Annotated in this window: 30 protein-coding genes and 1 pseudogene; 12 read left to right on the top strand and 19 right to left on the bottom strand. The window is 60.5% G+C overall.

Features of this window, described 5'->3' with window-relative positions:
* Positions 1-263: 263 nt before the first annotated feature.
* The 4 genes and pseudogenes from AC0L2C_RS19090 to AC0L2C_RS19075 all read right to left on the bottom strand — a co-directional run bounded on the left by AC0L2C_RS19090 (position 264) and on the right by AC0L2C_RS19075 (position 2,830).
* Positions 264-563, bottom strand: coding sequence for a DUF1236 domain-containing protein (locus tag AC0L2C_RS19090; protein WP_023800251.1), 300 nt, complete (start codon positions 561-563; stop codon positions 264-266).
* 431 nt (positions 564-994) lie between these two features.
* Positions 995-1,279 (bottom strand): DUF982 domain-containing protein, encoded by a 285-nt coding sequence (locus AC0L2C_RS19085; RefSeq protein WP_051407857.1) that lies wholly within the window; start codon positions 1,277-1,279, stop codon positions 995-997.
* A gap of 310 nt (positions 1,280-1,589) precedes the next feature.
* Positions 1,590-2,026, bottom strand: a pseudogene (locus AC0L2C_RS19080) (VOC family protein).
* A 591-nt stretch (positions 2,027-2,617) separates the two neighbouring features.
* A complete protein-coding gene (locus tag AC0L2C_RS19075; protein WP_473524121.1) occupies positions 2,618-2,830 on the bottom strand; it encodes a KTSC domain-containing protein in 213 nt (70 codons plus the stop codon).
* Positions 2,831-3,221: 391 nt separating this feature from the next.
* Here AC0L2C_RS19075 and AC0L2C_RS19070 point away from each other — a divergent pair, with 391 nt between their 5' ends.
* Complete coding sequence (locus AC0L2C_RS19070) at positions 3,222-4,046, top strand: class I SAM-dependent methyltransferase (RefSeq protein WP_287239943.1); 825 nt, start codon at positions 3,222-3,224, stop codon at positions 4,044-4,046.
* 293 nt (positions 4,047-4,339) lie between these two features.
* On the opposite strand, the gene AC0L2C_RS19065 is transcribed toward AC0L2C_RS19070, so the two are convergent.
* The 4 genes from AC0L2C_RS19065 to AC0L2C_RS19050 form a co-directional block, all read right to left on the bottom strand.
* The gene (locus tag AC0L2C_RS19065) at positions 4,340-4,588 is read right to left on the bottom strand and encodes a DUF982 domain-containing protein (protein WP_353682288.1); all 249 of its coding nucleotides are present in this window, start codon (positions 4,586-4,588) and stop codon (positions 4,340-4,342) included.
* An 8-nt stretch (positions 4,589-4,596) separates the two neighbouring features.
* Positions 4,597-4,842: a DUF982 domain-containing protein gene (locus AC0L2C_RS19060; RefSeq protein ID WP_236390154.1), complete on the bottom strand. Its 246-nt coding sequence runs from the start codon at positions 4,840-4,842 to the stop codon at positions 4,597-4,599.
* Positions 4,843-5,339: 497 nt separating this feature from the next.
* On the bottom strand, positions 5,340-5,762 hold the full coding sequence (locus AC0L2C_RS19055) for a type II toxin-antitoxin system HicB family antitoxin (RefSeq protein ID WP_473524120.1): 423 nt from the start codon (positions 5,760-5,762) through the stop codon (positions 5,340-5,342).
* Between the two features lie 14 nt (positions 5,763-5,776).
* The gene (locus tag AC0L2C_RS19050) at positions 5,777-5,950 is read right to left on the bottom strand and encodes a type II toxin-antitoxin system HicA family toxin (protein ID WP_287067470.1); all 174 of its coding nucleotides are present in this window, start codon (positions 5,948-5,950) and stop codon (positions 5,777-5,779) included.
* Between the two features lie 277 nt (positions 5,951-6,227).
* On the opposite strand from AC0L2C_RS19050, the gene AC0L2C_RS19045 reads away from it, so the two are divergent.
* The 4 genes from AC0L2C_RS19045 to AC0L2C_RS19030 all read left to right on the top strand — a co-directional run bounded on the left by AC0L2C_RS19045 (position 6,228) and on the right by AC0L2C_RS19030 (position 8,471).
* Positions 6,228-6,962, top strand: coding sequence for a Crp/Fnr family transcriptional regulator (locus AC0L2C_RS19045; RefSeq protein WP_287067523.1), 735 nt, complete (start codon positions 6,228-6,230; stop codon positions 6,960-6,962).
* 217 nt (positions 6,963-7,179) lie between these two features.
* Entirely contained in the window at positions 7,180-7,425 is a 246-nt protein-coding gene (locus tag AC0L2C_RS19040) for a hypothetical protein (RefSeq protein ID WP_287239938.1), read from the top strand.
* Between the two features lie 37 nt (positions 7,426-7,462).
* Positions 7,463-7,657 carry a hypothetical protein gene (locus AC0L2C_RS19035; RefSeq protein WP_473524119.1) on the top strand — a complete coding sequence of 65 codons (195 nt, stop codon included), beginning with the start codon at positions 7,463-7,465 and terminating at the stop codon, positions 7,655-7,657.
* Between the two features lie 514 nt (positions 7,658-8,171).
* Positions 8,172-8,471, top strand: coding sequence for a DUF1236 domain-containing protein (locus tag AC0L2C_RS19030; protein ID WP_023800265.1), 300 nt, complete (start codon positions 8,172-8,174; stop codon positions 8,469-8,471).
* A 203-nt stretch (positions 8,472-8,674) separates the two neighbouring features.
* Here the strand turns inward: AC0L2C_RS19030 and AC0L2C_RS19025 are convergent, their stop codons facing one another.
* Positions 8,675-9,568, bottom strand: coding sequence for a transglutaminase family protein (locus AC0L2C_RS19025; RefSeq protein ID WP_287240022.1), 894 nt, complete (start codon positions 9,566-9,568; stop codon positions 8,675-8,677).
* A gap of 314 nt (positions 9,569-9,882) precedes the next feature.
* On the opposite strand from AC0L2C_RS19025, the gene AC0L2C_RS19020 reads away from it, so the two are divergent.
* Positions 9,883-10,083 carry a hypothetical protein gene (locus tag AC0L2C_RS19020; RefSeq protein ID WP_036263866.1) on the top strand — a complete coding sequence of 67 codons (201 nt, stop codon included), beginning with the start codon at positions 9,883-9,885 and terminating at the stop codon, positions 10,081-10,083.
* 217 nt (positions 10,084-10,300) lie between these two features.
* On the opposite strand, the gene AC0L2C_RS19015 is transcribed toward AC0L2C_RS19020, so the two are convergent.
* A complete protein-coding gene (locus AC0L2C_RS19015) occupies positions 10,301-10,501 on the bottom strand; it encodes a CsbD family protein (protein ID WP_023800267.1) in 201 nt (66 codons plus the stop codon).
* Positions 10,502-10,708: 207 nt separating this feature from the next.
* Complete coding sequence (locus tag AC0L2C_RS19010; RefSeq protein ID WP_287239935.1) at positions 10,709-10,972, bottom strand: hypothetical protein; 264 nt, start codon at positions 10,970-10,972, stop codon at positions 10,709-10,711.
* A 225-nt stretch (positions 10,973-11,197) separates the two neighbouring features.
* Here AC0L2C_RS19010 and AC0L2C_RS19005 point away from each other — a divergent pair, with 225 nt between their 5' ends.
* On the top strand, positions 11,198-11,482 hold the full coding sequence (locus AC0L2C_RS19005; protein WP_023800269.1) for a DUF3606 domain-containing protein: 285 nt from the start codon (positions 11,198-11,200) through the stop codon (positions 11,480-11,482).
* A 37-nt stretch (positions 11,483-11,519) separates the two neighbouring features.
* Here AC0L2C_RS19005 and AC0L2C_RS19000 read toward each other — a convergent pair whose 3' ends face one another.
* The 5 genes from AC0L2C_RS19000 to AC0L2C_RS18980 all read right to left on the bottom strand — a co-directional run bounded on the left by AC0L2C_RS19000 (position 11,520) and on the right by AC0L2C_RS18980 (position 15,733).
* Positions 11,520-12,440 (bottom strand): YihY/virulence factor BrkB family protein, encoded by a 921-nt coding sequence (locus AC0L2C_RS19000; protein ID WP_023800270.1) that lies wholly within the window; start codon positions 12,438-12,440, stop codon positions 11,520-11,522.
* Positions 12,441-12,604: 164 nt separating this feature from the next.
* Positions 12,605-13,324: a hypothetical protein gene (locus AC0L2C_RS18995; protein WP_287239931.1), complete on the bottom strand. Its 720-nt coding sequence runs from the start codon at positions 13,322-13,324 to the stop codon at positions 12,605-12,607.
* 321 nt (positions 13,325-13,645) lie between these two features.
* The gene (locus AC0L2C_RS18990) at positions 13,646-13,999 is read right to left on the bottom strand and encodes a TadE/TadG family type IV pilus assembly protein (protein WP_287239929.1); all 354 of its coding nucleotides are present in this window, start codon (positions 13,997-13,999) and stop codon (positions 13,646-13,648) included.
* A gap of 40 nt (positions 14,000-14,039) precedes the next feature.
* Positions 14,040-14,429 (bottom strand): TadE/TadG family type IV pilus assembly protein, encoded by a 390-nt coding sequence (locus tag AC0L2C_RS18985; RefSeq protein WP_287239928.1) that lies wholly within the window; start codon positions 14,427-14,429, stop codon positions 14,040-14,042.
* A 56-nt stretch (positions 14,430-14,485) separates the two neighbouring features.
* Positions 14,486-15,733, bottom strand: a complete 1,248-nt coding sequence (locus tag AC0L2C_RS18980; RefSeq protein WP_287067489.1) for a pilus assembly protein TadG-related protein — start codon at positions 15,731-15,733, stop codon at positions 14,486-14,488.
* Positions 15,734-15,930: 197 nt separating this feature from the next.
* On the opposite strand from AC0L2C_RS18980, the gene AC0L2C_RS18975 reads away from it, so the two are divergent.
* Both AC0L2C_RS18975 and AC0L2C_RS18970 read left to right on the top strand, forming a co-directional pair.
* Positions 15,931-17,247 carry an NAD(P)H-dependent oxidoreductase gene (locus AC0L2C_RS18975; RefSeq protein ID WP_473524118.1) on the top strand — a complete coding sequence of 439 codons (1,317 nt, stop codon included), beginning with the start codon at positions 15,931-15,933 and terminating at the stop codon, positions 17,245-17,247.
* A complete protein-coding gene (locus tag AC0L2C_RS18970; protein WP_036263860.1) occupies positions 17,247-17,405 on the top strand; it encodes a transcriptional regulator in 159 nt (52 codons plus the stop codon). The genes AC0L2C_RS18975 and AC0L2C_RS18970 overlap by 1 nt, the downstream gene beginning before the upstream one ends.
* A gap of 244 nt (positions 17,406-17,649) precedes the next feature.
* Here AC0L2C_RS18970 and proC read toward each other — a convergent pair whose 3' ends face one another.
* The 3 genes from proC to AC0L2C_RS18955 form a co-directional block, all read right to left on the bottom strand.
* Positions 17,650-18,465 carry a pyrroline-5-carboxylate reductase gene (gene proC / locus AC0L2C_RS18965; RefSeq protein ID WP_287239923.1) on the bottom strand — a complete coding sequence of 272 codons (816 nt, stop codon included), beginning with the start codon at positions 18,463-18,465 and terminating at the stop codon, positions 17,650-17,652.
* A 128-nt stretch (positions 18,466-18,593) separates the two neighbouring features.
* The gene (locus AC0L2C_RS18960; RefSeq protein WP_473524117.1) at positions 18,594-19,913 is read right to left on the bottom strand and encodes an O-antigen ligase family protein; all 1,320 of its coding nucleotides are present in this window, start codon (positions 19,911-19,913) and stop codon (positions 18,594-18,596) included.
* Positions 19,882-20,880, bottom strand: a complete 999-nt coding sequence (locus tag AC0L2C_RS18955) for a glycosyltransferase family 2 protein (protein ID WP_128247761.1) — start codon at positions 20,878-20,880, stop codon at positions 19,882-19,884. The genes AC0L2C_RS18960 and AC0L2C_RS18955 overlap by 32 nt, the downstream gene beginning before the upstream one ends.
* Before the next feature lie 171 nt (positions 20,881-21,051).
* Between AC0L2C_RS18955 and AC0L2C_RS18950 the strand changes: the two genes are divergently transcribed.
* Genes AC0L2C_RS18950 through AC0L2C_RS18940 form a run of 3 tightly spaced genes read left to right on the top strand, consistent with a single transcriptional unit; the run spans position 21,052 to position 23,959 of the window.
* Positions 21,052-22,224 carry a glycosyltransferase gene (locus AC0L2C_RS18950; protein ID WP_473524116.1) on the top strand — a complete coding sequence of 391 codons (1,173 nt, stop codon included), beginning with the start codon at positions 21,052-21,054 and terminating at the stop codon, positions 22,222-22,224.
* A complete protein-coding gene (locus tag AC0L2C_RS18945) occupies positions 22,221-23,039 on the top strand; it encodes a WecB/TagA/CpsF family glycosyltransferase (RefSeq protein WP_473524115.1) in 819 nt (272 codons plus the stop codon). The genes AC0L2C_RS18950 and AC0L2C_RS18945 overlap by 4 nt, the downstream gene beginning before the upstream one ends.
* Positions 23,036-23,959: a DUF6492 family protein gene (locus AC0L2C_RS18940; RefSeq protein ID WP_473524114.1), complete on the top strand. Its 924-nt coding sequence runs from the start codon at positions 23,036-23,038 to the stop codon at positions 23,957-23,959. Before AC0L2C_RS18945 ends, AC0L2C_RS18940 begins: the two co-directional genes overlap by 4 nt.
* The last annotated feature ends 87 nt before the right edge of the window (positions 23,960-24,046 follow it).

Below are 24,046 nucleotides of genomic sequence, written 5' to 3'. Positions count from 1 at the left end.
AGATCGACAAAGAGGAACCTGAAGAGATTGAAAGAGAACGAGAGCGAAAGCAGCAATGAGATTGACCGATAACGAGACCGGCATTGCCGCGCCAAACCGTTGCAGCCCCAATGCGTTGGGTTGGCCGCAAGTTACCGGATGAGCCGACAGACCATTTCCTACCGGAGAGGACAGGCAATGGTCTGTTGGATCAGAGGGACTTCCAGATTTGGTGTCCTGCTACACCTTTCGGCACGGCGGGCTGTGCTTCCCAGTCGCTTAGGTCACTCGATGACTTTGATGATCTTGCGTGTGCCTGGATCAACGACAACGGTCCGGTTGTCGACCACCACGTAACGGTATTTGGTGTCGGGAACTTCATGAAGCTCGACCGTCTCGGGCAGCGTTGAGCCGATATTGAGCTCTATCCCAGGGACCTTCACCGATGCGAGCGGCTGCTTCTTCACATATTCCCTGATGACGGTCTCCTGTTCAGGCTCGATGACTACGTCCTGAGCGGCGGCAGCGCCGATACCTGCCAGCAGCAGAAATCCCGCGGCTGCAGTGGAAAGTCGCATTTTCATATTTGCCTCTATGTGAGTCCTGTCGCGCCGAACAGCATCGTCTTTGCGCTACTCACCGAACCCGCGGCAGCTGCAAAAGTTCCTTTGGCTGGAGCTTCGGGCCGATCCCAGACAGGACCCAAGTCTCACCTGTTCGCGTAACAGACTGGACATCGCACCATCCGGAACCGCGGCTGCCCCTAGTCGTTGCTCACTGTGAGTTCACTGGAAGAGCCCATGGAAATAGCGTCCACCGAGCCCGCTGGTTACTCGCTCCGGTCTTCGCCGTCTCCATCGCGTTCCTGGCAATTGGAATGGTCGTTAGCTAGGGAATGCGCAGCAAGAGACCAACGCCATTCCTCGATTTGGCGGGTGGTCCGCAATCCCGGCTGACCAAGTCCGCCCGGGCGAGGCCTGTCAGCGGTTCCAAGGTGGCGAGGGCGGGCATCATCTCACATCAGATCTTCAGCAACCCCGTCGAACTTCTTGAGGCCTTCGCTTGGGGGCTTCTGCTTATGAAGTCCCTGTTCCGTTGCAGCCGCCTCGAAGGCGGCGAACGCAGCTTGGTGACTGCAATGTCCGGCCAGGCATTCCTCGATCATTCGGATTGCTTCAAGCCGGGACGGCTTGTCCATGAATGGCCATGGTTGCTGAAGCGCTTTCGCAGCGTCGGCTATCGACGCGACCACCATCGGCCTGTGATTCAGGTAGATTGTAATCGGGACAAACGCCGTCATTTTCGTCGCTCCCCAGGAGTGAAGGCGGTTAAACGCGAAGACGTGGCGGTGGTTGCATCATCGTCGTGAATTCAGGGCGCCGCTGCCCGACGCGAACGGCCATGCAGGCCTTAACCGCCGCCAAGATCCAGGACGTCGATGCGGTCGAGCAAAGGCGCGAGGCGCCGTTTCGTGGCAGCATGCCCACGTTTCGATAATTGCATGCGTGTAGCGCGGCCGACCGTGGAGGGATGGACGTCGAACAGGCGGGTCGGCCTCGGACGCGCTCGCTGGCATTGGTCACTCTTCGCCATTTGTCTTCGTATTGCGCTCAGCTGAGTTCTTGGGCTAGTCCGATGAGGAGCCCTTCAGGCCCACGGATGTAGCAGAGCCGATACGCGTCTTTATACTGGACTACTTCGCCTTCGAGCTGCGCGCCGCGCGTGCGGAGCCTTTCAAGCGTCTCGTCGATGTCGTCCACGGCGAACATGACGCGGAGGTAGCCGAAGGCGTTGACCGGGGCGTTCCGGTGATCTGCGACGACAGGCGGCGTGAGGAAGCGGGAGAGCTCGAGCCGGCTGTGGCCGTCCGGTGTGCGCAGCATGGAATCTCGACACGCTGATCGCCCAGTCCAGTGACACGTCCGGCCCATTCTCCTTCGATCGTGGACCGCCCTTCGAGCTCGAGGCCGAGTTCGCGAAAGAAATCGATCGTGCCTCCGAGATCTTCGACGACGATTCCTACGTTGTCCATCCGCTTGAGCGCCATGTTTCGAATCTCCAGGGTGTCGTTCCAATCTACAGGGCGTCGCCTAGTCTAACAGCGGACGCTTGAGTGGCCCCAACACCGATAGATGATGACATATGGACGTGCGGTCGTGTCCACATGTCTACAATTCTGCGGCCCCAGGTGGCTAAGGACAGGCATCACGAAACGGATGTGGTGAGAACGCCACATGCAGCAACCGAACAACCCGCCGTACATCGTGCCGATGCGGAGGCGAGCATGAGCGCGGCCCTACTGATGCCGCGCGAGCCGGTCCATGGGTGCGTTTGCTTCGGCCAAACTAGCCAGCGCTTGCTCGACTTTTTGAGCCGAGGCGTCAGTGCGCTTGATGTGCCGGATCATTTGCTGCCTCAACCGAGCGAGCCTTTCCGCGCGATATACATCGCCGTATCTCGCAGTTTCAAGGTGGAGGGTCGCGAGCCTCATGGGCGACGATTCCGATTATCTAGCAGTAGAAATTCGCGACTCCGCCTTTCGTTCCGATGTCCGACCTTACCCTCGCAAAAGCTGGCCGGACGGCCGCGACGAATGAGCCGCATCCCTGCCAAAAGAGAGATCGTCCGCTGATGCTGCTCAGTCGACCGCGGGTCCAACTAGACGGTAGCGGAAGTGATTTCGGATGTGGCCGTTGAAGAAGCGGCCCTTGGCGAAGGCGGCTTGGAACTCGGCGAAGGTCTCCGGCGGCACGTCCTCAAACTGGTAGCATTTACCGCTGGCCACGAGCCACACCGGGAGGACTTCGCGCTCCGGATCGTATTCCGTTTTGTGTATCGAGGTCGACGGCATGACGTGACTACTCCAATCAGGGAGAGAGTCCATCTGAAGTTGCCCGCGCCCACGGAGGGGAAGGACGCGGGCCGATCGGGAGGGGACACCGATCTCGCAGCACAGAAGATGCTGCAGGAGGCGAACGTCCTGTCCATGCCGGTGTTCCATAGGAAACAAAAAAACCCGCCGCACAGGAGAGCGACGGGGCGATCAAGCGGTCACCGAGCTCGGGTGGGTCGGGATGCCCGGTTCGCGGATCGTGGAAAAATCCTACGCGCGCCGGCTGCGGCACGTCTACCAACCGCCGGTTGGCGCGGTTGCTTGTTTGACAGACGCGCGCCTATGATGACTGCTTAAAAGCGCCGATCGAGCCTTTTGCCGAGCGGCTCGTTGTGCGGAAAGGAACGCTATGGCCGAGCAGGAGCAGTGGCAGCTGCAAGGCAGCGCCGCGGAACTCTACGAGCGCTACCTGGTCCCGGCAATCACAGCCCTGTGGGCTGCCGACCTGGTGGATCGTGCTGCGCCTCAATCTGGTGAGCGGGTTCTGGACGTAGCTTGCGGCACCGGCGTGGTGGCACGCTTGGCGGCCGAGCGTATGGGAAGTGGGCAGGTCGTCGGCCTCGACATCAACACGGGCATGCTTGCCGTTGCTCGATCCCTCCCGACAGGCGCTGGACCGCGTATCGACTGGCACGAGGGAAGCGCGCTCGAAATGCCGTTCCCTGACGCCACCTTCGATCTGGTTCTTTGCCAGCTCGGACTGCAGTTTTTCCCGGACCGGTCGAGTGCGCTACGTGAGATGTTCCGGGTGCTGGTGCCTGACGGCCGACTGGCCTTAAGCGTTTTCAGCGCTATTGAGCGCACTCCTGCGGCAAAGGCGCTGGTGGACGCCTTGGATCGACACCTCGGTGCAGGCGCTTCGGCAACGAAACGGTCCGAGCATTCACTCGCCGATGCGGACGAGCTTTACCAATTGGTGGCCGGGGCGGGATTTCGTCAGGTGACCATCCACACGACGACACAGAACATCCGATTCCCCTCGTCAAAGGAATATGTGCGACTACAGCTGGCAGCGACTCCGCAGGCAGGGCTGGTCAGCGGAATGGATGCCGGACACCGCGACGCTATCATCGCAGCGATTATGGGTGATGTAAGTTCTTCGCTGGCAATCTATTCAACTGGAGGGGAGCTGATGTTCCCCCAAGAGGCTCACGTCGTGCTCGCACGCAAATAGCGCAGCTGATTCTGCGGCATCCGGTGTTCAATAGCGCCCACGGACGTGAGCCTAATTAGAGGAGGAGCGTAGCAGCCCCTCCTCCTTGGCAGCAACCTCGAAGGCCTTCTTACGTCGTCGGGCGTGCGCTCGCCTTCAATGAGGCCCATGCAGACATCGACCGCCGCCTTCCACTTAGATCCCCGCTTGGTCCACTTCATGAGTTCTATAGCGGCACCTGGTGCAGACGAAGGTGAGCCCAGGTTGGTCGGTTTCGATAAAGACCGGAGGGTGAATCCAATGGATGATACCTCCTACTCAGGCGAGAGATACATCTCCGCCTCCTTAGCGGCAGCCACGAAAGCCTTTCGGATCACGTGAGGGTCAATCGGATCGCCCTCCAGTGCTGACAGGCAGAGGGTCCACGCCTTGTGCCAGTGAGGTCCTCTCCGGGTCCACGTCTTGAGCTGCTCAAGGGCTGCCCTCGCATTGTTGCAGCCATGCCTGGCACCGTCCGTTTCAGTCTTCACGAACACCGGAGGGACGAACCAAAGGGTTGCCATGATACCTCCTACTCAGGCGAGAGATATACGGTCGCCTCCTTGGCCGCCGCCTCAAAGGCTTCACGGACCTCTTGGGGGGACACTCTGCCCTCGAACGCGTCAACGCATGATTGGACCGCTTTCGTCCACCTCGGCCCCTTTGTGTCCCACGCCATGAGTTCCTCGGCGGCTCCCTCGACGTGGCTGACCCCATGGCGAGTGGCCGGACGCTTCGCCTTCACGTAGACCGGGGGAGAGAACCAGAGGAGTCTCATGAGGAGTAGATTAGGGGATGCTCACATGTTTGGTAGAGGCGGATCACAGCGGCGGCTCGGTCGATATCTCTGGCCGGCCTCATTTCCGGTGAAGCCGTCGCTTACCGCCCCATTTTCGAGGCCGACAGAAGTTCTTCCTCGTCCACCACTCCGGCGCCAGTTCGGACCGCTCGGTTACCCTCCCGAAATGCCTTTCAACAAAGTCTTTGAAATCGTTCTCGCCAAGTTGCAGTTGAGGAGATCCGAACTTAGGCGTTTTGCGGTTTACGTGAACGGTCGTCGGCCTACGGAACAAAGCGCGAAACTGCACGCATTGGAGCGAAGAAACGTCAGCTTTGGGGCCAAAGACATGATCGCTTACGATGCCAGCTTCGCCTTTTGTGCGGATCGCTTCGGCGGCTTCTTTTTGCTGAGCGCCAGCAGACTCGCGGACAGTTGCCCACGATGGATTTTATCTTATCGTTTGCCACCGCCCACCTCCATCTATCTTGCGGCAGCTAGGCGGCAACGCGAATGTCGACTTCCACCGTGCGTCCTAGCGCGGAGAAGGCCGCTTCCAACTGTTTAAGTCTGGATCTGTGATCAAGCCTGAACAGGCGGTCGACAGACTCCCTCTTCCAATCCAATCGCCTGGCCAATTCAGCCCGCGTTATATCCGAATCCCTGAGCGACCAATAAAGATTCAGCTTCAGCCAAGTCAGTGCCGGTAAATCGATGACCAAACCCGGTTGGCCATCTGGGCGAGGGACGTCCTCACCATCGTCGATCATACCTGCCAGTGCGGTCTCTATGGCATCAACTGCGTGCTGGCGCACACCCTGCTCATCCTCTGCGAACGTCACCACACTTGGCAATTGCGGGCATGTAATGAGCAGCGTTCCGTTGTCGTCCGGTTCCACGTTGATGCGATATCCAGCCATCACTTCAATCCCAACTACTTTTTGACTGCATTGACCAGGCCTGTTCCGAGTTCCTTGCCAGCGCCATGCATTGGCAATTCCGACTTGCGATCACCACGGCGGATGATCAGGTGGCCGGAGCCGCCCTTCTTGCTTTCGAAGGTGCAACCCTGCGCAGCGAGCCATTTCTTAAGTTCCTTGCTGTTCACGCATATAAAGAACTCCACACAAATGTTGAAGTCAACATAAATGTGGAATATCCTAGGCGTGGCGCCGGTAATCTGCGCAATGGGGCCCTCAGAAGCTCTCCCTTTACCAAGGGCAAGGGAGAGGTCGAGAGTTTAATCCTAGCCGGCGCGCAAGGATGCGCAACGGGGATCGACCGCCGCCACCTTGTCTCAGTTTGAAGTTCGGCCGCGGGTGGGGAAGGTTTTGCCAATCGCGTGTTTGCAGCCTATGCTTTGATATCGGCCGCCAGTGCTGCGGATGCAGCCGACAGTAAGAGGGTACGTGCTCTTGCCCGTCCGAGAGAGAGACGTGTCCCTTCCTCGCAATCATCTGTTGAAAGCCCTCTCCCCAGAGGATTTCGCGCTGCTGCTGCCGTCAATGCATCATGTCCAACTGGACCTCAAAGCCCAGCTGGAGGTCCCGTATCAGCCAATCGAGCACGTGTATTTTCCAGAAGCGGGTATCGCTTCGGTGGTCGCCACCATGACTGGAGGGCGGCAGAGTGAAGTCGGGATCATTGGCTATGATGGCATGACAGGCGTTGCCGTCATTCTCGGCCAGGACAGCTCTCCCAATGAGACCTACATCCAGGTCGCAGGCAGCGGCTGGTGCCTGCCGGTTGAGAATCTTCGGTCTGAGGTGGCAAAGAGCCAGTCGCTTGGCGCGTCGCTGCTTGCCTATGCCCACGCCTTCCTTGTCCAGTCGTCGCGGACGGCACTGGTCAATGGCCATTCCAAGATCGAGGAACGGCTGGCCCGCTGGTTGCTGATGGTCCACGACCGGACCGAGGGAAACAAGATCCAGCTGACGCATGAATTTCTGGCGACCATGCTCGGCTCTCGGCGCCCCGGCGTTACCACCGCCCTGCAAATGCTGGAATATCGGGGGCTGGTTCACGCCAGGCGCGGCGAGATCACGATCGTCGACCGTGCCGGAATGATAAAGCTCACACATGGCGCCTATGGCGACGAGGAGCAACGTCACTTCGGCTGATGCATGTCGCGCACAAGCATGCCCCTCGGGGACTGACCCAGGGCCTGACCCAAGGGCGTGCAGCGGTTTTGCGATAGCGACATGCATAAAAACAAAGCGCATCGCATGAGGCCGGTCAAACGCGACGCGCTCCTCCTGATTGTCCGATATCAGACATAAGCTTGAAGGCCGCCGCATGTTAGACGAAAGTCGTATTGTTGGCAGGGAGGAACTGTTGATGAGCCACACTTTTCACACGGTCACAGTTGAAGGCGCGACAGAGGCCTATGTCCTTTCCAGAGGCAAGGCTCGGTATCTCTCGATCGCGCAGGCGATCCGCGCCATTCGAACACTCATGCCGGCTTGCAAGGCCACCAACCACGAGTTGGAGGAGATGCTGGCGGCAGCATGCGTCGTGCACGGCGTGCCCGTCGCTTTCGACGCCAAAACAGCCGATAGCCCAGAACCACGGCTCCATTCGTAGGCCGGAAATGTCCGCGCCGCTGCAGAAGCCAAATTCATTGGATGTTCGGCAGGCGATTGTCCGCTACCTGATCGATCATGTCGACAATCCGAGCGTTTCGATCTTCGAGGTGACCATCGCCGTGAGGGAGATGTTTCCATACTGCGAACTCACGGATTGGCAAATTGGCGATCTCATTGCGCGAAGCGCCATCGACGCGGGATTTGTGGTCGATTTCGATGCGGTCCCCTAGACGCGTCTGGGTAGCAGCATAGTGGCGTTCCGCATTCGCCTCGATCTCGCCGCGGACCAGGCTGGTAGCGCACATCGTTCCGGGGTCGCAGGTTTCCCGAGCGGACTTGCGCGTCGCCGGCCTGTCGAGCGCGGCCGATTCTGGATCAATCCTGAGCGGGAGCCTGCTATAATCCCGTATGGCCGCTCGCATAGTGGTTATCCTGGCGCTGCTTTCCGCCTTCGCCTACGGCTTCGCAAAACTCGTGGAACGTTATGGCGACGCCGGCGACAGGCCCTCTGCGTGTGAAAAATGGCCACAGCCTGATTGTCCAGTCCCAAACGCGCCGCCTCAAGAAGAGGCCAGGCCTTGAGCGGACGTTCGCGGGCGCCGCCAAACATCGGCGTCGATAGGCCGTGGCAGCCGGTTCGCGCACCGCCGGTGGAACAAGAATTGCTCCGCATCGTTGAGATGACTATGCAACCCGCCGCGGCAGCAATCAAGCACCGCAGCTGAAGGTTGCTTGGAGGCTATTATGGGAAAGCAACTTACATTGGCTGCGGCAGGCATGCTTCTGCTCGTCGGTGTCAGCGCCGCTGCCGCTCAGGACGTCATTATTCAACCCGAGCATGACACCGTGATCCGCGAATACGTGAAAAAGAAACCGGTGGCATCACTCAGCCTTCCTGGCGTCGAACTCAACATCGGCACAGCTTTGCCCGAAACAGTCGAACTTTACGAGGTGCCGGACGTTCAGTACCGCTACGTCGTCATCGATGGCCGAACTGTCCTGGTCGATCCAGGTACCCGCAAGATTGTGAAGGTCTACGACTGACGTGACCCCACGCTGAAGCCCGTCGTGCCGAAAGGCGCGGCGGGCTGGCGCCTTCCCGATATGCCGATGGCAGAGATAGAAGGTGCAATATCGCGCTGGAACAGTCATGCAACGGCGTGAATGGCGAAACGCGTAAAATCCCGACAGACACCGGCGAGCAAACTCCCGCGAACAGTTCCGAATATATTGGAAGATGCTGATTTTTATCGATGCTGGTGATTGCCGGCTTCCCTCACCACCTTGACCTCCACCGTCATGCCGAGAAAGCTCGACGCGCTGCCGCAGTAGCTTCCCGAAAGTGGGATGGCTTGCCCAGGATGCCTGGCCACAGCCACCCGGATCAGATCCCGGTTGCCGACAATGCCGTTGGTGGGATCGAACTCGACCCAACCCGCGCCAGGCAAATAGACCTGGCACCAGGCATGCGTCGACCCGCCGCCGACGACAGAACCGCTGTCGCGGTTCGGCACATAGACATAGCCGGTCACAAAACGGGCGGCAAAACCGAGCGAACGAACCGCTTCCATCATGAACAGCGCAAAATCCCGGCATGTGCCTCGACGCAGATGCAAGGTCATCAGAGGCGGTTGCGTCCCTGTTTCAGATCGACGCGAATAAACAAAGCTCTCGTGGATGGCGTAGCAAAGCGTCATCAGCAATTTGCCGGTCTCGGTGCGCCCTTTGGCGCTCACGAACTGTCGTGCCCATTTGCCGATCTCATCGCCATCATCGAGGTGATGGCGCTCGATGGTTTGGCTGAGGTCGGTTGCCTCGTCGGGATCATAGGAAAATGGATAGCTGAGTGCTGTGTCATCGATACGGAAATCGGGCGCATGCTGCGGCGTGTGATCGAGCCGAATGTCTGTCACGAAACGCAGTTCGTCGCCCGAGCCGTTGAAATCGATTACAGCAACGCAGTTTCCGAAAACGTCGTGGATCCAGCCAATCTCTTTCGGCTCGGGGTCGACTAACAGGGCGTGATCCAGAAGTCGCTGATCGAAACTGTCGCGCGGCCTGAACATCAGCCGGTGCTCGCCGAACGTCACCGGCTGCGTATAGCGATAGACGGTCGTGTGCTTGACTGAAAAGATCGGCATTGGCTTGCGTCGACCACCTGCGATATCAGCGCCATCATATAATCTTTTTTGATGTGCAGCGGACAAAATGGGGCTGCCCCTCAAGACGGCCGTATCAGGCGGACTGATGAACAGATCGGCGCGGCTAGCGCCGAACTGATCATCCATGCTGGCCCGCTGTTCTTGGTTCTGTCGGCAGCATGGCCGCGAAAGCAGCGGACTTGCGCCGCAGGCCTTTTGCAATCTCTAATTGGTAGACTCTCTCAAGACCGGGGAAGTTAATCCTTGCGCCGCGGAGGGGCCAAGGCGAGGAACGTCGCAAACGGGAGGAAGCAATGAATGAAGACTACGAACTGGCCATAGACCACGACAAGCCTTACGAAATAACTGCTTTCGCTAAAAAGCACGGCCTTACGACAAGGGCTGCCGAGCTGATCCTTTTCGCCTATAGCCCGTCCCGAGCGGCGTGCGATACTGCCGCAACGGCTTTCCTCACCGCCGTCGCCGTGCAAGCCAAGAGACAATCGGCGCGCTAGCCGATCGTGACATCGGGGCGTCGCGGCGATCGTATTTTGATGTTGGCAGGACAGAGGGGGGCGCCTCCCTCCGCCATCAACGGTTCTGCACCGTCGTGACGCTCTGAGGTAACGGCATGGATCCTAGGGTCTGCGCCGCGTCGCTTCGCTCCTTGCTTCGCCCTAGCTAGGACGACGAAGGCGCGCCGATCGACGGCGCAGCCTGGATATTGAAGACTCAGGTGAGGCTTCTGGACCAGTCATCCACCTGGCGCTCTGCCTCTTCCTTGGCGATTCCATAACGCTCCTGAATACGGCCTGCGAGTTGGTCACGATTTCCCTCGATGCGATCAAGGTCATCGTCGGTAAGGTCGCCCCATTGCTCCTTGGCCTGGCCTTTGAACTGCATCCATTTTCCCTTGATTTGATCCCAGTTCATGAATTCCTCCTTTGTTGTCTAGAGGAAATGCAACTGGACACCACATGTTCCCAAACAGCGGATCGCCATGACGATTATTGCCAATGACGATTGTCATTGGCGACGCGGCAAACACGCCGCCGGCCGGAGCCAGCGGGGCGAATTGGAGCAGGACGGGAACGATCCGCGTCTTGAAATCACACCCGCCGGAAAGGTTCCTCAGCCGGATCAGCTGGCGGGCGCCAAGGGTATCGATATGACGTTGTCTGCATCCGCCCCCGGCAGATCGAACAGCATCGGAAGTTGGCGGGTCATGGCCATTTCAACGATCAACTCTTCGATGGAAGCTGTCGGCAGATCGGTCTCGAGACTATTCGAGATCATCGAGGCAAGCTTGTGGACTGGCACTGGTGCCGACTTCGCACGGTCGTCGAGCAACCTGCTGATTTCGATTACAACGTCTGCGTCAATGCTCTTTGGCAATTCGCGCATGGCTTTTCCTCCCTGCCCATATCATGCGCGTGCCTGAGGGCTGAGTCTCGAAAAATCGACGTATGGACTTAACCAGATACGTGCTTCGACCCGATTGCTTTGGCCGGGCGCTCGGGCCTGCGGCGAAAAAGCGAACTGCATTGGTGTCGCATGCGGCAACGAATTCGCCCGTTTTGCGTTGGCCAATCGTACATCGTGAGCAACCGTGACCAAAGGAGAGTAAGCATGACAGCCGACGCGGCGAAGCTCTATCCCCGCCACCGGGATCGGATCTCCGGCAGCGAAGCTTATATGGTAAGGCATTTTGCCCGACAGAACGGCATCACCCCAGCGCAAGTCCATCAGTTGATCAAGAGATATGGAAGCAACCGCGCCAGGCTGGTGGCTGCGGCGAAGGAGCTTCGCGCGTCGCTCCGACCGGATGTCCCCAAGGCCATGCTCGCCTCGGGGCGCCGCGCCGGGCGTCTCAGCGCCAGTGTTGATGCTGGAAATGGCTTAGGGACGCAGTGAGCGGACTGCGGAAAACAATCCAGCCGACGACTTCGTTTTAGACTTTTCGATCCTGGCCGCCGTCGCCGGCTTCTGTTTGCGATTTACTTGCTTCAATGGTCGCCTCCAGGTCGGACCGGCTGCCATATCGAACCGAGTAGGCTCGTGTAAATTCGGCGCCCAACAGAAAGATCTCGGACGAATAGAAGACCCACAGCAGCACGACGAGCAGTGCACCGGCTGCCCCGTATGACGAAGCGATGGCGCTGGTCCCGATATACCAGCCGATCAGTGACTTGCCGATCGTGAAGAGAAACGCCGTCGCTACGGCGCCGACGCCAACGTCGCGCCATTGCAGCGCGCGGTCGGGCAGTATCTTGTAGATTGCCGCAAACAACAGGGCGATCATGGCAAACGACACGATCCCGTTGATTGCGCTCAGGATGAGGGTGCCAAAGGGCAGATATGCGTTGATGATATCGCCAAGCGCCGAAATTGCAGCGCTTACGACGAGGGATACCAGCAGCAGAAAGCCAAGCGCCGCGACGAGACCCAGGCTGGCAGCGCGCGCCCGGACGAGCCGTGAAATCGATGTGCCAACCGGTTTGACTTTCCAGATCTCGTTCAGGGCAACCTGCATTTCGCCGAAGACGCCGGATGCGGCAACCAACAGCGTGACGAGCCCCAAAATGCTGGCAAGAGTTCCCGCCTCTTTTTGTGACGCGTTCTCGATTGTCGCTTGCAAAAGCTCGGCGCTCTGCGGACCCATCAGGCCCGCCAGCTGGGCCGAAAGCGCCAGTTGTGCGGCATCGTTTCCGAAGGCCATGCCTGCGATGGCGACAACGATGAGCAGGATCGGCGCAAGCGAGGTCGTGGCATAAAACGCCATCGCTGCGCCGTGGCTCAAGGCATTGTCATTGATGAAGCCGACAATGCTCTCCTTAAGGAGCGTCCAGCCCTCTTTCGCCACATCCCACATGTTTGCCTCGCCTGCTTCTCAAGCAAATAGAGGCAGTGCCGCGGCGGACCAGAGCGTGGCAGGTCGCAAACCTCTATAGGATTGGGAGCTGGAGGTCGCTCGGCAGCGACCGCTCACAGTCCTTTCAGGCTCAGTCGAAGAACCAAATCCTCTGTGCAGAGCAATCAGGTGACGGATCCCGGCTTGTTTGGCGCGACCTGCCCCGCGGCTCTTCTTGTGAGACCATCCTGCGTCGGGAAGGCCGCGAATGCCGCGATGGCCAGATAGACCGGAATCCCCAATTCGAGGATTTCCTCGAACACTGTCGAGGTATCGTTCCGGGCAAGATGGATGCCGAGAAATGTGAGATTTGACGGCGCCCCGTCGATGACCTTCGAAAGGACGGCGCAACCGATAGCGGCGGCAATGGCAACGGCAGTCGCCTCGCCGTGGCGAAGCCCGTGCACAAAGCTACGGAGGCCGTCTTTGAGGAGAAAACAGAAGGCAACGGCGAGGGCGATAACGACCGTCGCGCCGATCAGCTTTTCCAACAGCGGAACGTCAGGCGAAATGTAGAGGGTGGTCTTGGTGATGTTGTGGGTGGTGAAATGCGCATGGAAATCCAGCTCGCGCAGGCACATCGCGATCGAGATGGCAACGAGATACCAGCGCTTGAGCAGCTCCCGATAGGACATTTCCCGCACAAGCGTCGCCACGACGATCAGGTAACCGGCGGCCGAGAAGACTTCGATGGGACCGCCCTCGCTGAGGTAGAACTTCCGTATGTCTTCGGGAAGAAAGGCGAGCGGCAGGGCGATGAGAAAGACGAGCACCAGCAGCGCAAGGCCCATTTGAATGAAATAATGGTCCTTGCCGTAACCGGTCTTTCTTTCGCTCCATGCCATATCTGTCTCGCCCATGTCTGTCGCACCGACTCTCTATTGATCGTGATTTCACTCAATTTGAAAGATTGGGCCTTTGTCAAGTTGCCGCTCCGCATGCCGCGCCCGATGCCCGGCCGCTTGCCGGCGCTCTGACGGCATGACTGCGCAAGCGTGACGAGCCTGGTCCGGCCTAGCGCGGTGATGGCTGTCCTGTCCAGAAACGTGCCTTTGTAGCGACGACGACCCGTTCGCTCACGCCACCCATCGCCGCCATCGACCCTGCGGCGGTGTTAATCGATCGACACCCCACCGCCTGTTGCGTAGAGGCGCTGTTGGACGCTCTCACGATCCAACCAACGGAACTGTGACAGTTGTCGCATAATTGATCGGATATTGGTCGAAGTACGGGAACTCGATCACGAAAGCATATCTGGCCGTGAGATGCGCCATGCGGAAGCCGCCGCTGGGAGGGTCGATTGCTATCGTCACATCGACATCTTTCAATCCCAAACCCAGCAATTTTTCTGTGGCTATGGCCTCTATTTCGGCCTCGGTCAGCGAGTTCTTCAAATGCAGCGCACGTGAGGACGTTTCCAGCGTATAGCGAACGCTGGACATGGCATTCAGAGCCCAGCCGAATGCGAAGATACCGAACAAAAGTATTATTAGAAAAGGTGCGATCAGCGCGAATTCCAACGCAGCTCCGCCTGATCCATTACGCGAGAATGCTCTCCATTTAGCGGACACGAATCACCTGTTGATGACTGAGTTCGCGCGAGAAGGAAAACACGCCAAAACTGAAGGGCGGGAACCAGGTGGCCGTCGCTTGTATTTCAACGAAGACCGAGGGAACTTTCAAATTGTCGCACAGCATCGATGGATCGGCCACGGTGCTCCCACACATGTATTTGCGCGCCAATATAACCTGCGCGTCCTCGGGGCGGTTTTCCCAGCTCGAAAGGCCAACGGCTTGGGTGGCCGCGTCGTTGGCTGCTCCTTGCATCACAAGATTTGCTGCCGTTTTGACGCCTGCACGCATCGACAACGAGCTTGATACGAAAGACCAGCCGTTGATGACGCCAAGAAGTACCAGGCAAAGGATCGGCACAACCAGTGCAAACTCCACCGCAGCAACACCCGAATCGCTCCGGAAAATTCGGACTGGTCGCCGTTTCACGAAGATTACTCGACAAGCCGAACGGACTGCGTCGCCGGAATCTCTCGCATCCCGAGGCTCGTGCAATCCTGGTTGATGCTTGTGTTCCCAGACCACTGCACGGTCCGGGCGACGACCTGTGTGCAACCACTTTTGCCCGAGAAATTGCCAAGGTAATCGACCTCCTGTGTTGGAAAATACAGGGCGCCTGTCAAAAGCGAATCCGCCGTGCCATTAAACGTGTTCGATCCCGCCAGGTTTGCTCTGTCGCCGTAAAACAGCACACCCGAATAGGTGCCTGACGTCGGTGCGCTAAGCTTGACAGTGGCCGTGCCGTTCATGCTGACGCCGGAGGTGCCGGCCAGATAGATGATAACTCCTTCGCCGGAAATATTTGCATTCGAGCTCGCTTTGAAATCGCCTCCCTGAATGACGTATACCCCGGGCGAGAGCGTTACATTGCCGCTCAAGGTCAGTCCCTTGCAGTATGTTCCAGGTTGCAAGGTCGACTGATTGCTGTTTTGACAGGGGTTCGTGGCCGGTGGCGCCGGCAGGTCGGCAAAAGGATCGGCAGCGGGCAACGCCTGGGTTATCGGGCTGGCGCAAACGGTCGTCACCACGTTGCTCAACGAAACACCGCCTGCCGATATTAGGCAATCGGTATCAAGGCTGGCCGATCCCTGAAGTTTGATGGCATCCGAAGCCATCGAATTCGACATGACGGAGCAGCCAATCAGTTTTGTGGTCGAACTGCCGGAAAAGAGTGCCGCTTTCGAAGCGGAAGGACTGAGCGCCAAAATGCAGGCTTTTGAAGCATCCGTGATAAGAGCCACCGCCCTTGACTGTGCGACAACCGCATTTTGCGTGAATATCGATGTAAAAAATCGATCGAGGTTCTGATGAACGATGACCTCGACCGCTTTTTTTGCGACATTCGGTCCGGACGATGGAGGCGTGAAGACCTCGATTGTGCCCGTCGATGGTCCCCAGCCGTTCGTGGTCGCTGACAGCGACGCGGCCGAGACAATCGTTGGCTTGTCGGATCCCCGAACTTTCTCCAAAGCGCCGGCATAGGCTGCCGCATCCGCCACCGCCTGTAGCTTCAGGCTGCTATAATACCAATAGGACGTTTCGACACCGAGGCCCGCTCCGCCGACAACAATCGGCAACGATAGGGCAAAAATAGTAGCAACGTTGCCGCTCTCGCCGATTCGTCGCAGACAGCTGAAAGAACGCCTGAAGGTACCGCCACTCAATCCCATTTTCTTATTCAAGCAAAGATGCATAAAGGAATGACTAAGAATTTCACTCGATTTGTTAGCTGCGCTCCTCGCCATCCGCCGACACTGAGCCAGCTTCTTCCTTTTCCCGGGGTCATACGCAACAAATTGCCGACGGCTGCCGGTTTCGTTGGCAAAAGGTTACCGTTCCCTGCTATTCCCCCCTCAAATCAAAAGCAGTGGACTTGCGCATGACCAATGTCGCCCTGACCGGGCTTGCCAGCGATCTCGCCAAGCGCGCCGCGGAAGGCCGTCCGGTGCGCATCGGCGTCATCGGCTCCGGCGAGATGGGCACCGACCTGGTGACGCAAGGCATGCTGATGCAGGGCATTTCGGTGTGCGCCGTCTCGACCCGCCGCCCGCACACGGCGCGTGATGCCGTCCGCATCGCCTATGGCGACGAGGCGAGGGCACGGGAGGCCGATACGCCCTCGAAAGTCAGCGAGGCGATCGAGAGCGGAAAAATCGCCATCACCTCGAACGAGATGCTGGTCACCAATCCGCTCATCGACGTCGTCATCGACGCCACCGGCAAGCCCGGCGTCGCCGCCGATTTCGACCTGATGGCGATGGAGCACGGCAAGCATCTGGTGATGATGAACGTCGAGGCCGACGTCACCATCGGCTGCTATCTGAAGCAGCAGGCCGACCGGCTCGGCGTCGTCTATTCGGTCGGCGCCGGCGACGAGCCGTCAAGCTGCATGGAACTGATCGAGTTCGCCGCAGCACTCGGCTACACCATCGTCTCGGCCGGTAAGGGCAAGAACAACCCGCTCAACCACGACGCCGTGCCCGACGACTATCGCACGGAAGCGCTGCGCCGCAACATGAACCCGCGCATGCTGGTCGAGTTCGTCGACGGCTCGAAGACCATGGTCGAGATGTGCGCCATCGCCAACGCCACCGGGCTGGTGCCCGACATTGCCGGCATGCACGGTCCCAAGGCCGACCGCGATGAATTGGCCAAGGTGCTCATCCCGCGCGCCGACGGCGGCATCCTGTCGAGGAAGGGCGTCGTCGACTACACCATCGGCAAAGGCGTGGCGCCCGGCGTGTTCGTCATCGTCGAGGCGACGCATCCGCGCATCATCGAGCGCATGGACGATCTGCATATCGGCCATGGACCCTATTACAGCTTCTTCCGGCCCTATCATCTGACCTCGCTGGAAGTGCCGCTCACCGCCGCGCGCATCGCGCTCTATGGCAAGCCGGACATGGTGCCGCTGCCGAGGCCAGTTGCCGAGGTCTGCGCCGTGGCCAAGCGCGATCTGGCGGCGGGAGAGAAATTCGACGCCATCGGCGAGACCTGCTACCGCTCCTGGACGATGACTGTCGAGGAGGCCCGCGCCAACCGCGCCGTGCCGGTCGGCCTGCTCGAAGGCGGCAGGGCGCTGAGGCCGGTCAGCAAGGGCGAGCTGCTGACATCAGCCAATGCCGCGCCCGACCCGACCACCAGGCTGTTCGCCTTGCGCCGGCTGCAGGACGAGATGCTGTACGGATTAGGATAATGATCGAGACGCGTGAATCCGAATTGAAGCGGGAAAGTGGACGCATTCCTCTGGCCAAACGACTCGCAGCCATTGCCCACGATCTCAAAGCCAGAGCGGGCAAGAACGGCCGGCCTGTGATCAAGGATGAGATCGACGAGTTGTGGGGACATCCCTGATGCCGGCGAATGGAACGACCATATCGAAACGGCGATGCGGCTCGATCTGACCACTGGATCGCTGCACTTCTGGGCCACTGTAACGGCATGATCCTAGGATCCATGCGGTTACCTCTGAGCATCGCAGCGTTTGAATACGGAGATTCTGTGACCTTCGAGCGCTGCTGCACTGAACAGCAGGCAGCAGCTCACCCGGTCGATCGACCGCCGGCTGAATATCAACGCCTGACTCGCAAAGCCGCCGCTACTTCCCCAACTCGATCGACCGCAGCCGCGCCGCCTCCACCGCTTCGGTGAGCAGTTTTGTCAGCCGGTCCTCGCCCATCAGCACGGCAAGCGCGGCGGCCGTTGTGCCGTTGGGGCTGGTCACCTGCTGGCGCAACACGCCCGGATCTTCGCCGCTTTCGGCGGCGAGCGAGGCGGCGCCATAGACCGTCTGCACGGCCAGCAGCCTGGCGGTTTTGGCTGGCAACCCGGCCGTCTCGGCAGCCACCGCCAGTGCTTCGATGAAATGGAAGACATAGGCCGGGCCAGACCCTGACACCGCCGTCACCGCGTCCATCAGGCCCTCGTCGTCGATATCGGTCACTTCACCGCTCGCCGAAAGCAGATCAGCAACGAAACGATTCGTATCGATGGAGACCAGCCGGTTGGAAAACACCACCATCATGCCCTTGCCGATCGCCGCCGGCGTGTTGGGCATGCAGCGCACGACCGGCGCGCGATCGCCCAGAATGGCCTCGAAAGTGGCGACCGGCGTTCCGGCGGCGATGCTAAGGAAGGTGGTGCGGCCATCATTGAAGCGCTTGTAGGCGGCGGTCACGTCGCGGATCACTTGCGGCTTCACCGCAATGACGGCGAGGGCCGGCACCGCGTCTGCCGGAATGCCGCCGGCATCCGCGGCAGCACTGCAGCCCAGCGCTTCGGCGCGCTTGCGCAAATCGGCATTGGGCTCGACCACGAAAACCGCCGCCGCGGCGAGCTTGCCCGATTTCAGCCAGCCGGAAAGCATGGCGTAGCCCATATTGCCGCAACCGGCGAGGACAAGCTTGATCGTCATTGGAGCCTCCGCAGAGCATCGGACCCAAAAGTGGGTACCGGTTTTGGCAAAAATCCGATGCTCAAACCAAAAGATGGCTTCCCATAGACGTTCGTGGCGGGGCGGGGAAGCCCTGTTGGGACGGAGGATCAGGACGGACCACGAACCGCCATCGGCCGCAGCGACACTTGCCTCAGTCCGAACATGCCGAACACGAAGAACAGCCAGACCGGGTCGGCGCGATGGAAGAAGAAGCTTTCAAGGAAGGCGTTCAGCGCTGCGAACAGCACCACCATCATGAAGAAGTCGCCCAGATAGATGTTCTCCTTGCGCAAGGGAATGCGCATGTAATCGCGCAGCGGCGCGACAAGGAACGTGTAGACCGCCACGCACAAAGCCGGGATGCCCATCAGCACCGCGATGTCGAGATAGCCGTTATGGCCGTGCACGATGGTTCTGATGTCCCAGGCGCGGTCGAATGACTGGTCCTGGTTCAACAGCAGCGGCGTGCCCCAGAAGCTCTCGAAGCCATAGCCGGTCCACGGCCGCTTCGCCAGCATCTCGCCGGCGAACTCCCAAAGAGTCGTGCGCCCAGTGTAGGTCAGGTCGGGGAAATAGAGTGCCGCCAGATGCTTCACCGGCGGCAGGAAGACGATGCCCAGCGTGCCGATCGCTGCGGCGATGATGGCCAGCGCGAACAGGATCGGCGTGCCAAGCCGCATGCCGATCAGGCTTGGCAGCACGACGATCAGGATCGAAAACGGCACCAGTCCGGCCGTCGTCTTGGAACCGGTGTGCAGCATGAAGATCATCGCTGCGCAAAAGATCGATGCGCCCCAGAGCCGCTGTCCGCGCCGGTAGAGGTACAGCCCGGCGAAGCTGAAGCAGGCCATGACGGGCCCAGCGATGTTCTTGTGGGTGAACACGCCGCGCCACAGGCCGACATGTTCCGGCTCCAGCGACGCGGCGGTGTGCAGCGCCTCGTTTGGAAAGACGATGAGCCCGATATAGGACAGGCCCATGACGACGACGATGGTGAAGATGATGACTTTCGAGAAAGCTTCGGCGTCGCGCGGAAGCGCTAGGATCGTCACCATCGTCAAAATGCCGATCAGCGTGAAGAAGACGGCGCGCATGGCCGACGGCGGATCGGTTGCCATCACCACCGAGAACATCAGGAAAGCCAGCATCAGCAGCCAGGACGGGCTGAGCAGCGAGCGCACCACGCGCGGGTCGGCAAAAGCCATGAGCGAGAAGACCGAGATCGCGCCAAGCGAGCCGAAGCCGAGCTGGTTGACGATGTCGCCGCCATCGCCGGTCGTTGCGGCGCCGGCCGGCTGGAACGGACGGAACGACACCAGGATGACGGTGAACAGCAGCGCGGCGACCGCAGTCGCGACACCGTCGCGTGTGAAGGCCGCGCTGAGCGGCGCGCGTTCAGTTCTTCTCAGGCTGCCGGTATTGCTCATTGGCGTATCCGAATTCGGCAAGCACGCGGCCGACAGCGACATGGATTGGGTATAAGGCCGTCGCCAACGACCGCGTCCGCGCCAGCCTGGCCGCGCCGCGAAACGGCGAGACGGCAAGCAGCGCCAGGCTCTTCAAGAAAACCCTGGTGCCGGCGAACGGCGTGCCGGCCCGCTTCTTCTTCTCGACCAGTGTCGAGATGACGCCGTTGCGCAGGCTGCGGGCACGGATCCAGTCGGCCTCGATGCGCCGGGCCGGAACTGTTTCATGCACTTGCGCTTCGGCGCACCAGCCAAGCACAAAACCTGTTTGTGCCGCCCGGCTCAGGAAATCGGAATCGCCGCCGCCCATGAAGTTGAATTTCAGGTCGAGGAAGGGCGGCCCCATGGCGGTGAGCACGTTGCGGCCGACCAGCAAATTGCCGGAGGAATACAGCGCGGGCACCCGCCCGGTCTGCCGATAAGGTGGCGCAAAGACCGGGTGCTCGGCCCAACTGGCATGGGCCGCGTCGGCAAACACAGGCATTTGCGGGCCACCGACAATATCGGCACCGAGCGTCTCGGCCGCATGGCACATGCGCTCGAGCCACTGCGGATCGGCGATCTCGTCGTCGTCGATGACCAGCAGGTGGCTGAAGTCAGGAAAGTGGAGGATAGCCGTCTGCCAGCCGGCATTGTAGGCGCTGCAATTGCCGCGCTCATGCGCGACGATCACCATGCCCGGGATGTCGCCGCCCTCGAACAGCGGCAGCGCCGCCCTGGCGCCGGCGCGCGCCTCGGCTTCGTTCTCGATGACGATGATTGCGAAACGTCTGCCGGTTTCCTGGGCCTTGAGCGATGCCAGCGTCGCCAGCAGTTGCTCGGGCCGTTTGAAGGTCGGCAGCGTAACGACCGCCTCGACAGCAGCGGCGACAAGTCCCGGCGACCGCCCTGCGATCGATACCGATCCGTCCGATGGCAAAGGGATCATCCGTGTCCAGCCCGGGATGGTGAGTTTGGCTCTCGATAGCATCGCGGTGATAACGTTTCGTTAATCACCTTCGCGGACAAGCCGGCAAATCGGCAACGCCGGGCCACCAGATAGCTTCACTTAATCAAGGCTTCACCGCGCCTTGCTAACCAATCAGCGCTGGAAGGTGAGATGCATCTGCTGTTCGCCACATCGATCGTGCCCGACGGGGCCCTTGCCTCGGGCTACGAGATCGCCAATGCCGCGATCATCGCCGCGTTGCGGCGCGCCGGCGCGCGGGTCACGGTGATCGGCTTCACCTGGCCGGGCAAGCCTGCGAGCGATCCGCAAAACACCATCGTACTCGGCGCCGTCGATGTGCGCACGGAAACCGCCTCATCGCTGCAAAAGCTCGCCTGGGTTGCAAGGGCGATGCTCTCCGGCCTCACTTTCGCGTCGGTCAAGCTGCGCGTGGTCAAGGACAGCGAGGTCCGCGCCGCCGTCAAACGCGCCGGCCCTTTCGACGGCTACGTCTTGAATTCCGTGCAGTTCGCCGGCGCCTTCGAAAGGCTTTTCGGCGACCGGCCGTCGATCTTCGTCGCCCACAATGTCGAGCACCGTTCGGCGCGTGAGAACGCCGCTGCCGCCGGCGGCCTTTTCCAGCGCCTGCTGTTTCGCCGTGAGGCAAGGCTGCTCAAGACTGTGGAAGAACGGCTCTGCCGCCGGGCACGCTTCGTCTTCACGCTGGCCGAGGAAGATCGCTCAGCGCTCGGCGTCGCCTCCGACGACCGTTCGGCGGTGCTGCCGCTGGTGACCTGCGCCGAGCCGCCGGTGCAAAAAACCCCGCGCCGCATCGACTGCGACGCGGCGCTGATCGGCACCTGGACCTGGCAGCCGAACCGCATCGGCCTCGACTGGTTCCTGGAAAAGGTAGTGCCGCATCTCAGGCCCGATTTCCGGGTCAGGATTGCCGGCGGCATGCCGTCCGGCCTCGCGTCCGCGCATCCCGGCGTCGAATTCGTCGGCCGCGTGCCGGACGCGCAGGCTTTCGTGCGCGGCGCCGCCGTCATCCCGCTGATCAGCACCTCCGGCAGCGGCGTGCAGCTCAAGACCATCGAAACCTTCGAGCTCGGCCTGCCTTCCGTCGCCACCAGCCATTCGCTGCGCGGCATCGACCATCGCCCGGTCAATTGCGTGGTGACCGATGATCCGGTCGCCTTCGCCGGCGCCCTTGAAGCAGCAGTGGCCGATGTCGGGGACGTCGACGGCAGCGCTTTCCACCGCCGGCAGCTGAAGGCGCTCGATGCCGCAATCAGGCTCGGCCTGGAAAAGCTCGGGCCTGTCGGCCAGGAGATGTTTGCATGAATGTGCACAACGCCCGCGCCGTTTTCGGGGCCGACAGCTTGAAATCGATCCTGGGCATCCCGGTCCTTGCCATCCGCTGGGACGATGCGGTCGCGCACCTGACCCGGTCGATTGCAGAGCGGCGCTTCACCAAGGTCACCTTTCTCAACGCGCACAACGCCAATGTCGCCTATACGGACCCGGTCGTTGCCGAGGCGCTCGACGATTTTCTCATCCTGCCGGACGGCGTCGGCGTCGATCTGGCGGCGAAACTGCTTTACGGAGCATCGTTTCCGGACAATCTCAACGGCACCGATTTCATCCCTGCCTTCCTGCAGGCGTCCGCCAGGCCGCTGACCGTGGGGCTGCTCGGCGCGACCCGTGTCAACGCCGAGGCGGCGTCGAAGAAGCTGGCAGCGCTCGCGTTGCAGCACCGGTTCGTCGTCATCCATGACGGTTATTTCTCTCCCGCCGAGGAGCCGGCAATCGTCGATCGCATCGCCAGATTGCGGCCGGACGTGCTGCTTGTCGCCATGGGCGTGCCGCGCCAGGAATTATGGATCGCGCGCCACATCGACGCGCGCCACTGCACGCTGCCGATCGCCGTCGGCGCGCTGCTCGATTTCCTGAGCGGCACGGTGCCGCGGGCGCCGCTGTGGATGCGTCGGCTCAGGCTCGAATGGCTGTTTCGGTTGTGCATCGAACCGGGCCGTCTCTGGCGCCGCTATGTGGTCGGCAATCCCCTGTTCCTGTGGCGCGTCATCGGCCAGAAATTCTTGCGCAGGCCCGCTGCTGCCAAAACTCGCCCCAGAGCAAGCCCCGGAGCAGATCATTGAACAACCGGTTCGTGCCGCGCCCTGACACCGAGGCCGATTTCCTCCACCGGACGCCGACGGCGGCGGTCGTGACGGCAAGCTATGCGCCGGATTTGGAGCGCTGCCGCCTGCTGTGCGACACAATCGACCGCTACGTTTCCGGCGTGGCGCACCACTATATTCTTGTCGAGCATCGTGACGTGGCACTGTTTCGTCAGTTGGAGAACAATCGCCGCACCATCGTCGACGAGCGGGACCTGTTGCCGCGCTGGCTGCATGCCTTCGACGATCCGCTCAGCCTGTTCCGCCGGCGCATCTGGCTCAGCCTGAAGACCAAACCGCTGCGCGGCTGGCATGTGCAGCAGCTTCGCCGCATCGCGATATCGGCGCATGCCGGCGAAGACGTGCTGGTCTTCTGCGATTCCGACGTGGCGTTCCTAAAACCTTTCGACTGGAGCGGCTTCTGGCGCGATGGCAAGGTGCGGCTGTTCCGCCGCGACGGCGTGCTGTCCGGTGACGGTCATGAGGAGCATCGCATCTGGTCGCGCAATGCCGGTTCGGCGCTTGGCATCGAGCCATCGGAGGTTTCGACCCACGACTACATTTCGACGCTGATTGCCTGGCGCCGCGAAACCGTGACGGCGCTGTGCGCGCGGATCGAGAAGATCCATGGCCGCAACTGGGTCGAAGTCATCGGTGCGGCGCGCAAATTCTCCGAATGCATGATCTACGGCCGCTATGTCGACGACGTGCTCGCCGGCGCCGGCCATTTCCATGGCTCGGAGGAGTTCTGCCGCGTCCACTGGACGGGCGAGGCGCTGTCGGATGACGAGTTCCGCCGTTTCGTCGCCGCCATGGCGCCGCAACAGGTGGCCATCGGCATGCAGTCGTTCATCGGCACCGACGTCGGCCGCATCCGCCGCCTGATCGGGCTCGATTAGTCCGAGGATAAGAACTCATCGCCCTTTGACGACCGGGCTTAGGCCCCCGACCTTCCCATTTACCCCGGTAGGAGGTGATGAAAGGGT

Source organism: Mesorhizobium sp. WSM4845, assembly GCF_055811455.1.
Note: the sequence above shows the minus strand (reverse complement) of the source record. Positions and strands in the feature narration are given on the sequence as shown.

What these genes read in the sequence shown, in the direction of transcription:
- AC0L2C_RS19090 (WP_023800251.1), bottom strand. Translation starts at nt 563, where the DNA reads ATGAAAATGCGACTTTCCACTGCAGCCGCGGGATTTCTGCTGCTGGCA.
- AC0L2C_RS19085 (WP_051407857.1), bottom strand. Translation starts at nt 1,279, where the DNA reads ATGACGGCGTTTGTCCCGATTACAATCTACCTGAATCACAGGCCGATG.
- AC0L2C_RS19075 (WP_473524121.1), bottom strand. Translation starts at nt 2,830, where the DNA reads ATGCCGTCGACCTCGATACACAAAACGGAATACGATCCGGAGCGCGAA.
- AC0L2C_RS19070 (WP_287239943.1), top strand. Translation starts at nt 3,222, where the DNA reads ATGGCCGAGCAGGAGCAGTGGCAGCTGCAAGGCAGCGCCGCGGAACTC.
- AC0L2C_RS19065 (WP_353682288.1), bottom strand. Translation starts at nt 4,588, where the DNA reads ATGGCAACCCTTTGGTTCGTCCCTCCGGTGTTCGTGAAGACTGAAACG.
- AC0L2C_RS19060 (WP_236390154.1), bottom strand. Translation starts at nt 4,842, where the DNA reads ATGAGACTCCTCTGGTTCTCTCCCCCGGTCTACGTGAAGGCGAAGCGT.
- AC0L2C_RS19055 (WP_473524120.1), bottom strand. Translation starts at nt 5,762, where the DNA reads ATGGCTGGATATCGCATCAACGTGGAACCGGACGACAACGGAACGCTG.
- AC0L2C_RS19045 (WP_287067523.1), top strand. Translation starts at nt 6,228, where the DNA reads ATGCAGCCGACAGTAAGAGGGTACGTGCTCTTGCCCGTCCGAGAGAGA.
- AC0L2C_RS19040 (WP_287239938.1), top strand. Translation starts at nt 7,180, where the DNA reads ATGAGCCACACTTTTCACACGGTCACAGTTGAAGGCGCGACAGAGGCC.
- AC0L2C_RS19030 (WP_023800265.1), top strand. Translation starts at nt 8,172, where the DNA reads ATGGGAAAGCAACTTACATTGGCTGCGGCAGGCATGCTTCTGCTCGTC.
- AC0L2C_RS19025 (WP_287240022.1), bottom strand. Translation starts at nt 9,568, where the DNA reads ATGCCGATCTTTTCAGTCAAGCACACGACCGTCTATCGCTATACGCAG.
- AC0L2C_RS19020 (WP_036263866.1), top strand. Translation starts at nt 9,883, where the DNA reads ATGAATGAAGACTACGAACTGGCCATAGACCACGACAAGCCTTACGAA.
- AC0L2C_RS19015 (WP_023800267.1), bottom strand. Translation starts at nt 10,501, where the DNA reads ATGAACTGGGATCAAATCAAGGGAAAATGGATGCAGTTCAAAGGCCAG.
- AC0L2C_RS19010 (WP_287239935.1), bottom strand. Translation starts at nt 10,972, where the DNA reads ATGCGCGAATTGCCAAAGAGCATTGACGCAGACGTTGTAATCGAAATC.
- AC0L2C_RS19005 (WP_023800269.1), top strand. Translation starts at nt 11,198, where the DNA reads ATGACAGCCGACGCGGCGAAGCTCTATCCCCGCCACCGGGATCGGATC.
- AC0L2C_RS19000 (WP_023800270.1), bottom strand. Translation starts at nt 12,440, where the DNA reads ATGTGGGATGTGGCGAAAGAGGGCTGGACGCTCCTTAAGGAGAGCATT.
- AC0L2C_RS18995 (WP_287239931.1), bottom strand. Translation starts at nt 13,324, where the DNA reads ATGGCATGGAGCGAAAGAAAGACCGGTTACGGCAAGGACCATTATTTC.
- AC0L2C_RS18975 (WP_473524118.1), top strand. Translation starts at nt 15,931, where the DNA reads ATGACCAATGTCGCCCTGACCGGGCTTGCCAGCGATCTCGCCAAGCGC.
- AC0L2C_RS18970 (WP_036263860.1), top strand. Translation starts at nt 17,247, where the DNA reads ATGATCGAGACGCGTGAATCCGAATTGAAGCGGGAAAGTGGACGCATT.
- proC (WP_287239923.1), bottom strand. Translation starts at nt 18,465, where the DNA reads ATGACGATCAAGCTTGTCCTCGCCGGTTGCGGCAATATGGGCTACGCC.
- AC0L2C_RS18960 (WP_473524117.1), bottom strand. Translation starts at nt 19,913, where the DNA reads ATGAGCAATACCGGCAGCCTGAGAAGAACTGAACGCGCGCCGCTCAGC.
- AC0L2C_RS18955 (WP_128247761.1), bottom strand. Translation starts at nt 20,880, where the DNA reads ATGATCCCTTTGCCATCGGACGGATCGGTATCGATCGCAGGGCGGTCG.
- AC0L2C_RS18950 (WP_473524116.1), top strand. Translation starts at nt 21,052, where the DNA reads ATGCATCTGCTGTTCGCCACATCGATCGTGCCCGACGGGGCCCTTGCC.
- AC0L2C_RS18945 (WP_473524115.1), top strand. Translation starts at nt 22,221, where the DNA reads ATGAATGTGCACAACGCCCGCGCCGTTTTCGGGGCCGACAGCTTGAAA.